This window comes from Rhizobium sp. 01T437 (assembly GCF_056398505.1).
This window is the reverse complement of sequence record NZ_JBFTPM010000003.1, coordinates 307,434-320,368: the sequence shown is the minus strand read 5'-3', so window position 1 is coordinate 320,368 and position 12,935 is coordinate 307,434. Positions and strand designations below refer to the sequence as shown.

General features: G+C 61.1%; 14 protein-coding genes. 5 read left to right on the top strand and 9 right to left on the bottom strand.

Features of this window, described 5'->3' with window-relative positions; genetic code table 11:
- Positions 1–89 precede the first annotated feature (89 nt).
- Positions 90–914 (top strand): endonuclease/exonuclease/phosphatase family protein, encoded by an 825-nt coding sequence (locus AC1DM5_RS07800; protein ID WP_477818671.1) that lies wholly within the window; start codon positions 90–92, stop codon positions 912–914.
- Positions 915–928: 14 nt separating this feature from the next.
- Here the strand turns inward: AC1DM5_RS07800 and tehA are convergent, their stop codons facing one another.
- Together tehA and AC1DM5_RS07790 are read right to left on the bottom strand one after the other, a co-directional pair.
- Positions 929–1,885, bottom strand: a complete 957-nt coding sequence (tehA, locus tag AC1DM5_RS07795) for a dicarboxylate transporter/tellurite-resistance protein TehA (RefSeq protein ID WP_477974821.1) — start codon at positions 1,883–1,885, stop codon at positions 929–931.
- Between the two features lie 72 nt (positions 1,886–1,957).
- The gene (locus AC1DM5_RS07790; RefSeq protein ID WP_477818670.1) at positions 1,958–2,296 is read right to left on the bottom strand and encodes a carboxymuconolactone decarboxylase family protein; all 339 of its coding nucleotides are present in this window, start codon (positions 2,294–2,296) and stop codon (positions 1,958–1,960) included.
- Between the two features lie 120 nt (positions 2,297–2,416).
- On the opposite strand from AC1DM5_RS07790, the gene AC1DM5_RS07785 reads away from it, so the two are divergent.
- Positions 2,417–3,349 carry an AraC family transcriptional regulator gene (locus AC1DM5_RS07785; protein WP_477818669.1) on the top strand — a complete coding sequence of 311 codons (933 nt, stop codon included), beginning with the start codon at positions 2,417–2,419 and terminating at the stop codon, positions 3,347–3,349.
- Between the two features lie 13 nt (positions 3,350–3,362).
- On the opposite strand, the gene AC1DM5_RS07780 is transcribed toward AC1DM5_RS07785, so the two are convergent.
- Positions 3,363–4,268 (bottom strand): LysR family transcriptional regulator, encoded by a 906-nt coding sequence (locus AC1DM5_RS07780; RefSeq protein WP_477818668.1) that lies wholly within the window; start codon positions 4,266–4,268, stop codon positions 3,363–3,365.
- A 110-nt stretch (positions 4,269–4,378) separates the two neighbouring features.
- On the opposite strand from AC1DM5_RS07780, the gene AC1DM5_RS07775 reads away from it, so the two are divergent.
- Complete coding sequence (locus AC1DM5_RS07775; RefSeq protein WP_477974819.1) at positions 4,379–5,209, top strand: SDR family oxidoreductase; 831 nt, start codon at positions 4,379–4,381, stop codon at positions 5,207–5,209.
- A gap of 6 nt (positions 5,210–5,215) precedes the next feature.
- Here the strand turns inward: AC1DM5_RS07775 and AC1DM5_RS07770 are convergent, their stop codons facing one another.
- On the bottom strand, positions 5,216–6,211 hold the full coding sequence (locus tag AC1DM5_RS07770; protein WP_477974857.1) for an aldo/keto reductase: 996 nt from the start codon (positions 6,209–6,211) through the stop codon (positions 5,216–5,218).
- 55 nt (positions 6,212–6,266) lie between these two features.
- Between AC1DM5_RS07770 and AC1DM5_RS07765 the strand changes: the two genes are divergently transcribed.
- Positions 6,267–6,470 carry a hypothetical protein gene (locus AC1DM5_RS07765; RefSeq protein ID WP_477818666.1) on the top strand — a complete coding sequence of 68 codons (204 nt, stop codon included), beginning with the start codon at positions 6,267–6,269 and terminating at the stop codon, positions 6,468–6,470.
- Between the two features lie 14 nt (positions 6,471–6,484).
- The gene (locus AC1DM5_RS07760) at positions 6,485–7,375 is read left to right on the top strand and encodes a LysR substrate-binding domain-containing protein (RefSeq protein WP_477818665.1); all 891 of its coding nucleotides are present in this window, start codon (positions 6,485–6,487) and stop codon (positions 7,373–7,375) included.
- A gap of 3 nt (positions 7,376–7,378) precedes the next feature.
- Here the strand turns inward: AC1DM5_RS07760 and AC1DM5_RS07755 are convergent, their stop codons facing one another.
- The 5 genes from AC1DM5_RS07755 to AC1DM5_RS07735 all read right to left on the bottom strand — a co-directional run bounded on the left by AC1DM5_RS07755 (position 7,379) and on the right by AC1DM5_RS07735 (position 12,864).
- Entirely contained in the window at positions 7,379–7,921 is a 543-nt protein-coding gene (locus AC1DM5_RS07755) for a 3'-5' exonuclease (RefSeq protein ID WP_477974817.1), read from the bottom strand.
- A gap of 133 nt (positions 7,922–8,054) precedes the next feature.
- On the bottom strand, positions 8,055–9,134 hold the full coding sequence (locus tag AC1DM5_RS07750; RefSeq protein WP_477818663.1) for an ABC transporter ATP-binding protein: 1,080 nt from the start codon (positions 9,132–9,134) through the stop codon (positions 8,055–8,057).
- 5 nt (positions 9,135–9,139) lie between these two features.
- Positions 9,140–11,062, bottom strand: a complete 1,923-nt coding sequence (locus tag AC1DM5_RS07745; protein WP_477818662.1) for a glycoside hydrolase family 127 protein — start codon at positions 11,060–11,062, stop codon at positions 9,140–9,142.
- A 27-nt stretch (positions 11,063–11,089) separates the two neighbouring features.
- Positions 11,090–11,953, bottom strand: coding sequence for a carbohydrate ABC transporter permease (locus AC1DM5_RS07740; protein ID WP_477818661.1), 864 nt, complete (start codon positions 11,951–11,953; stop codon positions 11,090–11,092).
- Entirely contained in the window at positions 11,953–12,864 is a 912-nt protein-coding gene (locus tag AC1DM5_RS07735; protein WP_025669883.1) for a carbohydrate ABC transporter permease, read from the bottom strand. Before AC1DM5_RS07735 ends, AC1DM5_RS07740 begins: the two co-directional genes overlap by 1 nt.
- Positions 12,865–12,935 lie beyond the last annotated feature (71 nt).

Genomic DNA, 12,935 nt, shown 5'->3' with positions numbered 1-12,935 from the left:
TTTTCGTGATTGCGGCATGGCAAGTTTTGTTGCGCTGCCTATAATCCTGAAAAAGAGCTTTTCGAGCAATGGAGCCGGCGTTCCTTCCGATGCAAGTCAAGAAGAAAGACAGTCTGCCCGCCAGTATCATCGCTTCCATCAAGAACAGGAAGAAGCGCGTTGAGACCTGGCGTGCGGGGCCGAAACCGCGCAATGACGGCACTCTTATCGCCTCCTACAATGTCCATAAATGCGTCGGCACTGACCGACGCTTCGATCCGGAACGCACGAGCCGTGTCATCCATGAGATCGATGCCGATGTGATCGCGCTGCAGGAAGCTGATACACGTTTTGGCGAACGGACCGGCATTCTCGATCTTGCCCGGCTGGAGCGGGAGACCGGGCTGGTGCCGGTTCCGATCCCGGGTGTGACGAAGGCGCATGGCTGGCACGGCAATGTCGTGCTTGTCCGCAAAGGTCTGGTGCATGATGTGCATCAGGTGAAGCTGCCGGGGCTAGAGCCGCGCGGCGCGCTGGTTGCGGAAATAGAGCTCGAAGCTGGCGGGACGCTGCGCATCATCGCCGCCCATTTCGGCCTGCTGCGGCATTCGCGGGCGCAACAAGCAAAGACGCTGGTTGATCTCATCAGCGACCGTCACGAAATGCCGACAATCCTGCTTGGCGATCTCAACGAATGGCGGCTCGGCGACCGCTCGTCCCTCAATACTTTCCAGATGGCCTTCGGTCCGCTGCCGCCCGCCGTTCCAAGCTTTCCCGCCGGCTTGCCGGTCCTGGCGCTCGACCGCATCATTGCCAACCGGAAAGGCATCATCTCCGCCGTGGAGGTGCATGACACTCCACTCGCCCGCATGGCGTCCGACCACCTACCGATCAAGGCGGTGGTCGATCTGCAGCAGGAAGTGGCAAGGGCTTAGCGCCGTGCAGGCTCTCAGGCCCGGACGGGAGCGGGAAGAAGCTTGCCTCTCACCAGCAGCCAGAGCGTCCCTACTGCAATGATCGCAAGCGCGATGTTGACCAGCACGAAGATAACGGGCGCAAGCTCGCTGATCGCGCCGGTGTCGCCGCGTGCCGTCATACGCAGTGCTGCTGTCGAAAGCGCTGTAAGGCCGAAGGTGAAGGCCCAATAGGAGCCGGCGAAGGGTTGTTGCATGATCCAGGGCAGCTGGCGGCTGATGATCAGGACCTGCAGGATCGCGTAGCCGAACATGGCATGCACGAACATATCGGGCGTGCCGGTCGTCACGCTCAGATAGGCGACGCTACCGACTGCGGGCGGGGCAAGCTGGATGCCCAGAGTCGGGCGCAGCGGTGCGGCTAGCTCCGGCGCCATCAGCAGCCGGTGCAACAAGACGGATTCGATTGCCAGCCAGGAAAAGAAACCGGCGCCGAAGGCGAGCTGGCCCCAGTCGGCATAACCAAGCGTGCCTGCCGCGATGGCGGTGACGAAGGAACCGGCAACAGTCGGCAGATAGAGAACCGGCGTGTTGGTGACCGGATCACGCCCACCCCGCCAGAGCAGACCGGTTCGCCACAGCAGGAAAAACAGGGTGATGGCGAACCCTGCCAGAGACAGAACTTCAGTCGCGATGCGCGAATAAGGAAGGATCGCAAGTCCCGCCAGCATGGTCGCGACGCCGATCAGGCCGACGAAGCAGCACTGGATGGGATGTTCGAGTTCCGCCGTCACCTCCTTCGGCGCGACAAACCATTTTGCGGCGTAGAGGAGGATGAGGACGAGCCAGATCGCAAAGCCAAGAAGGCTGATGGCTTCACCTACGCTGGCCGGAACCGGCCAGATGGCAGCGGCGGCGCGCCAGCTGTTGCCGAGCCCGACAACACCAAGAACAATGCCAAAGAATGCAGCGGGTATGCGGGGGAGCGACATATTCGTTTCTCCGGATTGGTCCGGCAGGGTCATTTGCCCCGCCGGTGCGGCAAGCGGTTCACGTTGGACGTTTTACCTTGCAATGGCATCGGCAGCGTCCATCACGCGGGCCGAATAGACAAGAGCAGCACCGGCATTAACGGAGATGGCGACACCGAGGGCCTCAGCAATTTCCTCCTTGGTGGCGCCGACCTTCTGGGCCTCGGTCGTATGTACGGCAATACAGCCATCGCAACGGACGGTGACGGCGACGGCAAGGGCGATCAGTTCGCGCTGCTTGGCGCCGAGATGGTTGGTCTTCTGTCCGGCCGTCGAAAGGGTCTGGTAGCCTTTGATGGTCTCGGGCGCGATCTTGGAGAGTTCGCCTATCCGGCCCAGGAGTTCGCCGCGATATTCCTTCCAGTCCAACATGAAAATCATTCCTTCTCATATCAGCGACGGCGTGATTGCCTTGGCTGTTGGAAGTGACTATGACCTTCAAGGATGATAGTTTGAATGCTCAGAAAAGTCATTTTCTAGCGCGATCGTCTCATGGATGTTTTAAGCCGCCTTATCGAACTTGCCCGCCTGCAGCCGACGCTCGACATTCGCTGCCGGCTGCAGGGCGCGTTTCATATCGACCACGAGCCCGTTGCAGCAGGTACGTTGCCGTTTCATCTGATCCTCGGCGGCGATTGTCTCATTCGCCTCGGCTCCGGTCGTGAGATCACCTTGCGCTCTGGCGATTTCCTGCTGCTGCCGCGTGGGGATGCGCATACGATCGTTGGCTTGCGGCCACGCGGCGAAGCACAGCCCCTGCGCATTGCCGCGGGTGGCATGCTGCCTTTGCGCGAAAACGGCGAAGGCGAGGCCGATGTCGACCTGCTCTGTGGTCATTTCGATTGCGCGCCGGGGTCGGCTGCCTTGCTGCTCGACAGCCTGCCTGACGTCTTTCACGTATCGCTCGCCGAGGAGTCGGAGGAGCTGCTGAAGACGCTGGTCGCGATGCTTTATAGGGAAACGGCTGAAGAGAGGCCGGGAGCATTGGCGATCATCACCGCAACCTGTCTCTCGCTTTTCATCATGGCGGTGAGGGCAGGCAAGGTCTCGCCCGTCGCATCCTCGGGGCTGCTGCAATTGCTTGGGGATGCCAGGCTCGGCAAGTCCGTCGTGGCAATGATGTCCTCGCCGGCCTTTGGCTGGACGATCGATGATCTTGCCCGTCATTCGGCCATGTCGCGGGCTACCTATGCCCGGCAATTTCGCGAGCGCGCGGGAATGACGGTCGGCGCGTTCCTGACCGATATCAGGATGATGCTGGCGAGTGACCTGCTGCTCAGGACGCGCCGAACGGTTGCAGATATCGCTGCAGAGGTCGGTTATGAATCGGAAGCCGCCTTCGGCAAGGCTTTCAAGGCAAGACGCAGCATAACGCCGGCGCGCTTCCGCGCTGCGGAGCAGACAAGACAGAATGGGCAGGGGTGATGCGCGGGGGAGGCTAAGCACCTTGCCGCTCGACTTCCGTCAGCACGGATATGAAAGCCCTGAGGCTTTGCGGCACATGCCTGTGACCGGGATAATAGAGGCAGAGTCCGGGGATCGACGGACACCAGTCGTCAAGCACAGAGATAATCTCACCGCTGGCAAGATAGGGCCGCGCGACCCTCTCCGGCACATAGGCGATACCGAGCCCTTTGACCGCCGCTTCCGCCATCAGCTCTACATGATCGAGCGTGAGCGCACCCGATACCTCGATAGTCACTTCCTGGCCGTGTTTCTCAAATTCCCAGCGGTAGAGTTTGCCGCTCGGCATACGTAGGCGGATGCAGCGGTGGCGCTTGAGGTCTTCAGGCGTCTTCGGTCGCTTGTGGTTTTTCAAGTAGGCTGATGAGGCAACCGCGAGGAAACGTGCCTCGCCGCCGAATTCGACCGCTATCATATCAAGCGGCACGGATTCCCGCAGACGGATGCCGGCATCGAAGCCCTCGCCGACAATATCGACCAGTCGGTTTTCGGTGACGATATCGAGCGATATCTCCGGATAGCGTTCGAGAAAGAGAGGAATGGCGGCATTCAATAGCACGCGGGCGGCAATTTCGCTAGCGTTGATGCGTAGTGTACCGCTCGGCTGCCCGCCGAATTCGCCGACGGCATCGAGCGCCAGATCGAGATCGCGCAAGACCGGTTTCAGCCTGTCGAGAAGCATTTCGCCGGCTTCGGTGGCTGCGACACTGCGTGTCGTGCGATGCAGCAGGCGCACGCCCATGCGCGCTTCCATGTTGCGCATCATGTGGCTCAGCGTCGAAGGCGAGAGGCCGAGTTCGCCGGCCGCCTTGCGAAAGCTGCGATGGGCGACGATTGCCGAGAAGGCATTGAGGTCATCAAGTGTTGGCCGATAACTCATGGGTATTTTTCAATAGCTCATGCAAGTTTGAACGGATTATCACATCAATAAACGTCTCTATCTTTGCTGTCATCAAGCCGCGACCCAGCGGCGTCAGAAAGGTAGAGACGATGACAAAGACATGGTTCGTCACAGGCACATCCTCCGGTTTCGGCCGGATCATGACTGAGAAACTGCTGGCGCGCGGCGATCGCGTCGCAGCAACCTTGCGCAAGCGCGAAGCCCTGGCTGACCTTGAAGCGCAGTATGGCGAGCAGCTCTTGGTCTCGACCCTCGACGTCACCGACGACCGTGCCGTTCATGCAGTCGTCGACGCCGCCTTCGAGCAGATGGGACGCATCGATGTCGTTGTCTGCAATGCCGGTTATGGCCTGTTCGGCGCCTCAGAAGAGGTGAGCGATGCACAGATCCGCCATCAGATCGATACCAACCTGATCGGCTCCATCCAGGTGATCCGGGCGGCCTTGCCGCATCTGCGTCAGCAGGGCGGTGGTCGCATCCTGCAGGTCGCTTCGGAAGGCGGGCAGATCGCCTATCCGAATTTCAGCCTCTATCATGCCACCAAATGGGGGATCGAAGGCTTCATCGAGGCTGCGGCGCAAGAGGTCGCCCCTTTCGGCATCGACATCACCATTGCCGAGCCGGGACCGGCGGGCACGGATTTCGGCGCCGGCCTCGTCAGGTCGCCGCAGATGGATGTCTATGAGGATACGCCGGCCGGCCAGGTGCGCAAGGCAATTGCTGACGGCTCGTTCAAGATCATGGGCGACCCCGTGAAGATGACCGACGCGATGATCGCGGCGGCCGAAAAACAACCGGCCCCCAAAAGGCTTGCGCTCGGCAGCACGACCTATCAGTCGATCCGCAAAGCGCTGAACGAGCGGCTTGCCGAGCTGGAAGCGCAGAAGGACATCACGCTGTCGACCGACATCGACGCGTGAACCCCCTCAGCGATCGATAGTCGACAGGATCGTGTCGTTGTAGCGCTTGCCCGAAACCTTGCCGGGGGCAAGCGCTTCATCGAGCGCCTTCATCTGCTCGGCATTGAGGGCGATGGAGRCGGCGGCGATATTATCTTCCAGGTAGGTGCGGCGCTTGGTACCGGGGATCGGCACGAAGTCGCTGCCCTTGTGCAGGATCCAGGCGAGCGCCACCTGGCCGGGCTTGACGCCGAGCGAGGATGCAACCGAGCGGACGGCCTCGGCTGCGCGGACATTGGCGTCGTAATTTTCGCCCTGATAGCGCGGATCGCCGCGACGGAAATCGCCCTCCGGATAATCCTCGGCGCGCTTGACCTCGCCGGTCAGGAAGCCGCGGCCGAGCGGGCTGAAGGGGACGAGACCGATGCCGAGCTCCTTCAAAGCCGGGATGACGTCGGCTTCCAGATTGCGCTCCCACAGCGAATATTCGCTCTGCACGGCAGAAACTGGGTAGACGGCGTGGGCGCGGCGGATATTGGCAACACCGGCTTCGGAGAGGCCGAAGTAACGAACCTTGCCTTCCTTGACGAGCTCAGCGACCGTGCCGGCGACATCTTCCATCGGTACAGCCGGATCGACGCGGTGCTGGTAGATGAGGTCGATGTGGTCGGTGGCAAGACGCTTGAGTGAGCCTTCGACGGCGCTGCGAATGGTTTCCGGCCGGCTGTCACGCTCGGTGCCAACCTGCTTGCCGTCCTTCAGGCGAAAGCCGAACTTGGTGGCCAGCGTCACTTCATTGCGGCGGCCCTTGAGAGCTCGACCGAGCAGCTCCTCATTCCTATAGGGGCCGTAAACTTCGGCCGTATCGAGGAAAGTGCAGCCGAGCTCGATGGCGCGGTGAAGGGTTGCGATGGATTCCGTCTCATCGGCCGGCCCGTAGGACTGGCTCATGCCCATGCATCCGAGGCCGATGGCCGATACTTCAAGTCCCTGGCTGCCGAGTTTGCGCTTCTGCATCGTGATGCTCCTGCTTCTCAAGTAAGGAGAGGTCTATATAGACCCCGGTGCAGGATTATGAATGCGCGAAAATCCCGATAAGCTGCGTGAGCGTTCAGCAGTCCCGGCGCCGCCGGCTGTTTTTGCCGTCCGATGCGAAGGTGACAAGGCGAATGGCATCCATCAAGATGGAGACGATTTGCTTCCACATGGCTTCTCTCCTTTTCCTTTGTTCTCCTCCCCTTGCGCCTGGTCTTCAAACGAGCTTATCGTCGACTTCGGATGACTTGAGGTTATGGGATGAAACGTGGTCGGCTGCCGCTGACGGCATTGAGAAGCTTCGAGGTCGCGGGACGGCTCGAGAGCTTCACGCTTGCGGCCGAGGAGCTGTTCATCTCGCAGGCCGCCGTCAGCCGGCAGATCCGCGAGCTGGAACAGCTATTGGGTGAGCCGCTCTTTGAGCGGCGCCATCGAAGTGTCATCCTGACTGGAAGCGGCCGGAAGTTGCTTGCCGTGCTCACCCCTTCCTTCGACCGGATCGATGAGTGCCTTGAGGATATCCGCAGAGCTTCAGTGTCTGCGGATCTGAAAGTCAGCGTCGAACCCTCCTTTGCCGCTTGCTGGCTCGTGCCTCGGCTGCCGGAATTTCGCAAACGTCATCCTGACGTTGAGATATCGCTCGATGCCGATCCGCGGACGATCGAATTCCGCACCGGCCAGGCGCAGATCGCGATCAGGCACAGCGCCACCGTCACCGCGTGGCCACGGACAGAAAGCCGGCACCTGATCGATGTCCGCATGGTGCCGGTGATCGCCTCCGATCTTCTGGAGCGTGGCCCACCGATCTCCTCTCCGCATGACATTTTTACTTACGGGCTTTTGCATGAGGAAACCCGCGACGCCTGGAGCCGGTGGTTCGAGGCGGCCGGCATCGCCATGCCCGAGACGGGGAGGGGGCCAGTCTATGCTGATGACGGGCTCGTGCTGCAGGCGGCGCTGCGCGGCCAGGGCGTTGCACTCCTGGATGAAGCCTTTGCCGAGGAGGAAATCCGGGCTGGCCGCTTGCGTCAGCTCTTCGACGTCACTGTTCCGAATGGCGCCTACTGGCTGGTCGCCCGCAGCTTCGACCGTCTTGCGTCCCCGGCTGCGGAATTCGCGCGCTGGGTGGCCGAGAGCTTTCACAAACGCTGACCCCTACCCGCCTGTCGCCATCTGCTTCTTGGCCGCCTCGCGGACAAGCTTCCATCGGGTAAGCTCAAGCGTGGCGTCCGCCAATGCGCGATGCGCCGGGATTGCCTCTTTGCTTTCCTCGACGATGCCGTCGACGAGCTTCGATAGCTCTGTCTCCGCGATGGTCGCTCCCGTCAATYCACGCGCCGCGGCCATAAAGGCGTCATGTGATTTGCCGAGCCGGAGGGCATGCCGAGGAAAGCCGGCGGCGCGCAGGAGAACGCTCAGCCATTTCCCATCCCACGAAGGGGCGCTCGCATAGAGATCGTGCCCGGTCAAAACCTCGACCATTTCAGTGGCGACCTGCTCTACCGGCACGCCCTCCGATGCAAGCAACTCCCGAGAAATCCCATGGATTGCTTCCGCATCGGCCGCCCAGTCGTCCCAGTCGGCGGCGGGACGGATTAGGGCCGAGCGCGAGCGACCGTCCTCGAACACCCAGGCAATTTCGATGGGAACGCTTTTCTTGCTGAGGGACGAGGCCTCGAAATCCAGGAAAACGATCAATGCAACGCGACAGGCGGGTGCTGTCCTCCAGCGAAAGACTTGTCCCGATCGACCGGCGCTCATCACCTCGAAATCTATTCAAGCCTTTGGGACCGGTTCGAGCGAACAGGACGCAGCCTATAGCTGCCTGCGTTTATTTGTCGAGCCGCATGCCATCGGCATTAAAGATGTGCAGATCGGCGGGATCGCAGGTGAAGGCGAGTTGGCTGCCGGTCTCAATGTCAACCGATCCTCTGTATTCGACGGTCAAAGGCTGGCCGTCGCCAAGCTGGCAATAGAGGAATTGCGTGCCGCCGAGATACTCGTCGAAATCAACCCTAGCCCGCAACACGTCATCCTCCGGTCCCGAGACGATGCTCAGATGCTCCGGCCGCGCGCCGAGAGTGATCTTCTGGCCGGCCGCTAGACCGGCGCCGCCGATCGGCGAACGAATGCGATTTCCGGCCGCCAGGATGGTGCCGTCACCTGCCCAGCTTGCCTCGAGCAGGTTCATGCGCGGCGAGCCGATGAAGCCCGCGACGAAGACATTGTTCGGCCGTTCGTAGATCTCGCGCGGCGTTCCTGACTGTTCGATATGCCCATCACGAAGCACGACGATCTTGTCGGCGAGTGTCATCGCTTCGGTCTGGTCGTGCGTGACATAGATCATCGTATTGCCGAGCTCGCGATGGAGTCTGGCGATTTCGATGCGCATGGAGACGCGCAGTTCCGCGTCGAGGTTCGACAGGGGCTCATCGAAGAGAAAGACATCCGGCTTGCGGACGATCGCACGGCCGATCGCCACGCGCTGCCGCTGGCCGCCGGAGAGCTGGCCTGGCCGGCGATCGAGGAGGTGATCGATCTTCAGGATAGCCGAGGCCGCCTTGACGCGGGTCTCGATCTCCGATGCCTGCGTTCTGGCCATCTTCAGACCGAAGGCAAGGTTATCGCGCACACTCATATGTGGATAGAGCGCGTAGGACTGGAAGACCATGGCGATGCCGCGATCGGAGGGATCGAGATCGGTGACGTTGCGTCCCTTGATCTCGATCTCGCCGTCGGTGACATCTTCCAGCCCTGCGATCATGCGCAAGAGCGTCGATTTTCCGCATCCTGAGGGGCCGACGAAGACGACGAAGGATCCCTCCGTTATTGTCAGGTCAATGCCATGGATGACTTCCAGATTGCCGAAACTCTTGCGAATTTCGGTCAGCACGACGCCCGTATCCGCCATGTTATTCACCGCGCCTCGCCCGCTCTGACCCAGACGAGCATCTCGCCCGGTTCGCGATTATCCCAGAAAGGATAGGGCACGAAACGTGCGCTCGCCTGTTGTGCGGCAGGCGGAGACGTACGGTACAGCGCAGAGCCCCAATCTGCCGTGTCGCGGCTGACGGGAAGGTCGAGCGCGACGGCGCCGCGAAGGCCGGCAATTTCTGATGTCTTCGCCTGCGAGACATCGGCGGAAAGGGTAATGCCATTCAGCCCCTCGCCATTGTCTGTCTCTTCGACGCAATAGACGAGCGGACCGCGCATCAACGCCGTGCGGCCGGCATCCTGACGGACCAGCGGATTGGCAAAGAGCTTGCGGGCAGCAAGCGGGATCGACAGATCGACCTTATCGCCGCTCTTCCAATCCCGTTCGATCCGGGCATAGCCGTCCACAACAACGGATTGAAGACCGAGCTTTTCGCCGTTGACGGAGAGCGCAGCACCCTCAGCCCATTCCGGGATGCGCAGCGACAGCGCGAAATGCGCGGGACGATCGAGCGTCAGGTCGAAATGGATCGCGCCATCCCAGGGATAGCGGGTCTGTTGCGAAAGCTCGACCTTGGCGCCGGCGAGATCGAAGCGTGCCTTGCTTTCCCCGTAGAGGTGGACGGCAATTTCATCCTCGGCGATCGCATACATGTAGGAGCCGACGGAGGCCAGCAGACGGGCGATGTTCGGCGGGCAGCAGGGGCAATGGTGCCAGATCCAGCGGTGATGCTTGCCCGCGCTTTCCAACGGGTTCTCATAGAAGAAACGGGTGCCGTCGAGTGAAAGGCCGGCCATGGCGCCGTTGTAGAGCGCTTGCTCCATGATATCGGCATAGCGCCGGTTCGGGCCGCGGCCGAGCATGCGGTTTGCCCAAAAGACAAGGCCGACCGAGGCGCAGGTTTCGGCATAAGCGCTTTCGTTCGGCAGGTCGTAATAGTCGGTAAAGCCCTCGTTGGAGGCGGCCGGGCCGATGCCGCCGGTGACGTACATCTGCTTGGTCGTCAGGTCGTCCCAGAGGGTTTCGAGTGCAGCCGTCAACGTGTCGTCGTTATATTCGGTGGCGATATCGGCCATGCCGGCATAGAGATACATGGCGCGTACTGCGTGGCCGACGACCTTCTTCTGCTCGCGCACCGGCCGGTGCGCCTGGCCATATTCATAGGTCTTCTGGTGGAAGTCGGCCGCACTGCGGCCATCACGTGCCGCTTCGTCGGTGAAGAAATGCGGTTCGGTGCCGCGCTCGTCGATGAAGAACTTCGAGAGATCCAGATATTTCTTTTCGCCGGTGACGCGGGCGAGCTTGACCAGCGCAAGTTCCACCTCTTCGTGACCGCAATAGCCGGGGATCTGGCCCGGGCCGTGGCCGAAGACGATGATCAGGTAATCGGCATAGCGGCTCATGATGTCGAGCAGCTTCTTCTTGCCGGTCGCCTGATAATAGGCGACGGCGCCTTCGATCAGGTGACCGGCGCAATAGAGTTCGTGATGGTCGCGCAGGTTCGTCCAGCGCCGGCCCGGCTGCACGCGCTGGAACCAGGCGTTCAGATAGCCGTCCTTGTCCTGCAGTTTTTCATACATGTCGATGATCTCATCGACGCGGGCTTCAAGTTTCGAATTGGGCCGCCGGTAGAGCGAATAGGCGACTGTCTCGATCGACTTGCCGAGGTCACTGTCCCAGAACATCTGCGTCGTGCCGCCCCAGGGGCCGATCGGAATAACCACGCCGGGGCTCGGCTCGGTCACGTCGATCGCCTGCAGCATACCGGCCTCGACACAGCGGTCGAGCAGCGTTTCGGCGGTGGAATCGCAGATCGCATCCTGGCGATCGCCAAACAGACCCTGCAACTCGACGCTCGGCACGGGCAGGGGACGGAACTGGCGGTCTCTCTTCAGTTTGTTCATGGCTTCATCCATTTCGTTGAAAGATCATCATTTTACCGCGCCGGCCATCAGCCCGCGCATGTAGTAGCGCTGCAGGAGCAGGAAGACGATCAGGCAGGGGATCGTCATGACGACGACACCGGCCTGAACCGCACCCCAGTTGATGGCGCCGAGGCGACCGGCGCGCACCGCCGTCATCAGGACGGGAAGCGTGTATTTCTCGTTGCTGGAGAGCAGCACGAGGGCGGCCAGGAATTCGTTCCAGGCATTAAGGAAAGCAAAGATTGCGACCGTCGCAATACCCGGCAGCACCAGCGGCAGAAGCACGCGGACGAGCAGTCTCAGATCCCGCGCGCCGTCGATGCGGGCTGCTTCCTCGATCTCCTTCGGCACAGCGTCAAAGGCATTGCGCATCATGAAGACGGAGAAAGGAAGTTGCAGCGTGACGTAGACGAGGGTGAGCCCCAGCAGCGAGTTGTTGAGACCGAGCTTCGCTAGGATGATGAAGAGCGGCGTCAGGATCGACTGGAACGGGATCATCAGCGTCGCGATGATCAGCACGAAAAGTGCGTTCTTCAGCGGGAAACGGTAGCGCGAGAAGCCGTAGCCTGCGAGCAGGCTGACGATGACGGTCAGCAGCACTGTCGCCAGCGAGACGAACAGTGAGTTGATCATGTGCTGCCAGATGCCGGCGCCGAACGTATCGAGCAGCGCATAGGCATCGAAGCTGACCCCGGTCGTTGGCCAAGGCGGCAGCGGCGGCAGGCTTGCCTCCGTGCCGTGCCGGAAGGAGGCAAGCAGCGTGATGATGAAGGGCGCCAGGAAGAAGATCGAAATGGCGATGCCGGCGACATGATAGGTCGATTGCGATCTGAAGCGCTTGCGAGCGCGGAGTTGTCGGGAAGAGATCATCAGCGTTCCTCCCCGACGCGCAGCAGCCAGAGCTGGACGATGGAGATCGCAACGAGGATCGCCAGAAGTACGATCGAAAGGGCGGATCCGTAGCCCAGATTGAAGGACACGAAGGATTGGTTGAAGATGTAGTAGACGACCGAGATCATCTTGTTCTGCGGCCCGCCCGACGTCATGATGTAGAACTGGTCGAAGGCGAGGATCGAGCCGGTGACCGAGACGATCAGCGCCAGCGCAATCGTCTTTCGCATCAGCGGCAGGGTTAGATGCCGAAAGCGCTGCCAGCGGCCGGCCCCATCGATGCGGGCTGCCTCCGTCAGTTCGGACGGAATGGCCTGCAGGCCGGTCAGCAGGATGATCATCGTAAAGCCCGCGATCTTCCAGACGACCATGACGATGATGGTTGCAAAGGCGGTATCGAAGCTCGCCATGATATTGGGGCTTCGCTCGACGAGGCCGAGCGCGCGAAGGGCAGGGCCGAAGAAGCCGCTATCAACATTGGCAAGCCAGACCCAGAGAAGCGAAGCCGTCGCGAGCCCTACGACGACGGGCAGAAAGATGATCGTCCGGTAGGTGCTGACGAAGCGGCGCTCCTTCTCCACGAAAATCGCCAGCGGGAAGGCGATCGCAAAGATCGCGATGGTCACGATGACCGTGTAATAGGCAGTAAAATTCAGGGCCGCCATAAAGCGGCTGTCGTTCCACATGCGGGTATAATTGGCAAAGCCGATCCAGCGCGAGGCGCCCATCAGCGGCCAGTTGTGCAGGCTCATCCAGCCGGTGAACAGCACGGGCATAACGAAGAAGACGATGACGAGCGCCATGGCTGGCGCGATATAGAGAAAACCGCGCCATTGCGACTTTCGCCGTTTTCGGACAGCGCGGATACGCTGCGGACCGGAACCGGTCATCAAAACCTCCGCATTTTGCGATTTCTTCGATCTGTGGATCGGCCGGGGAACTGCCACCGTCCCCCGGCCAC

Excerpts from the sequence above, each read along its gene's own strand:
- AC1DM5_RS07800 (WP_477818671.1), top strand. The coding sequence starts at position 90 with ATGCAAGTCAAGAAGAAAGACAGTCTGCCCGCCAGTATCATCGCTTCC.
- tehA (WP_477974821.1), bottom strand. The coding sequence starts at position 1,885 with ATGTCGCTCCCCCGCATACCCGCTGCATTCTTTGGCATTGTTCTTGGT.
- AC1DM5_RS07790 (WP_477818670.1), bottom strand. The coding sequence starts at position 2,296 with ATGTTGGACTGGAAGGAATATCGCGGCGAACTCCTGGGCCGGATAGGC.
- AC1DM5_RS07785 (WP_477818669.1), top strand. The coding sequence starts at position 2,417 with ATGGATGTTTTAAGCCGCCTTATCGAACTTGCCCGCCTGCAGCCGACG.
- AC1DM5_RS07780 (WP_477818668.1), bottom strand. The coding sequence starts at position 4,268 with ATGAGTTATCGGCCAACACTTGATGACCTCAATGCCTTCTCGGCAATC.
- AC1DM5_RS07775 (WP_477974819.1), top strand. The coding sequence starts at position 4,379 with ATGACAAAGACATGGTTCGTCACAGGCACATCCTCCGGTTTCGGCCGG.
- AC1DM5_RS07765 (WP_477818666.1), top strand. The coding sequence starts at position 6,267 with ATGCGCGAAAATCCCGATAAGCTGCGTGAGCGTTCAGCAGTCCCGGCG.
- AC1DM5_RS07760 (WP_477818665.1), top strand. The coding sequence starts at position 6,485 with ATGAAACGTGGTCGGCTGCCGCTGACGGCATTGAGAAGCTTCGAGGTC.
- AC1DM5_RS07750 (WP_477818663.1), bottom strand. The coding sequence starts at position 9,134 with ATGGCGGATACGGGCGTCGTGCTGACCGAAATTCGCAAGAGTTTCGGC.
- AC1DM5_RS07745 (WP_477818662.1), bottom strand. The coding sequence starts at position 11,062 with ATGAACAAACTGAAGAGAGACCGCCAGTTCCGTCCCCTGCCCGTGCCG.
- AC1DM5_RS07740 (WP_477818661.1), bottom strand. The coding sequence starts at position 11,953 with ATGATCTCTTCCCGACAACTCCGCGCTCGCAAGCGCTTCAGATCGCAA.
- AC1DM5_RS07735 (WP_025669883.1), bottom strand. The coding sequence starts at position 12,864 with ATGACCGGTTCCGGTCCGCAGCGTATCCGCGCTGTCCGAAAACGGCGA.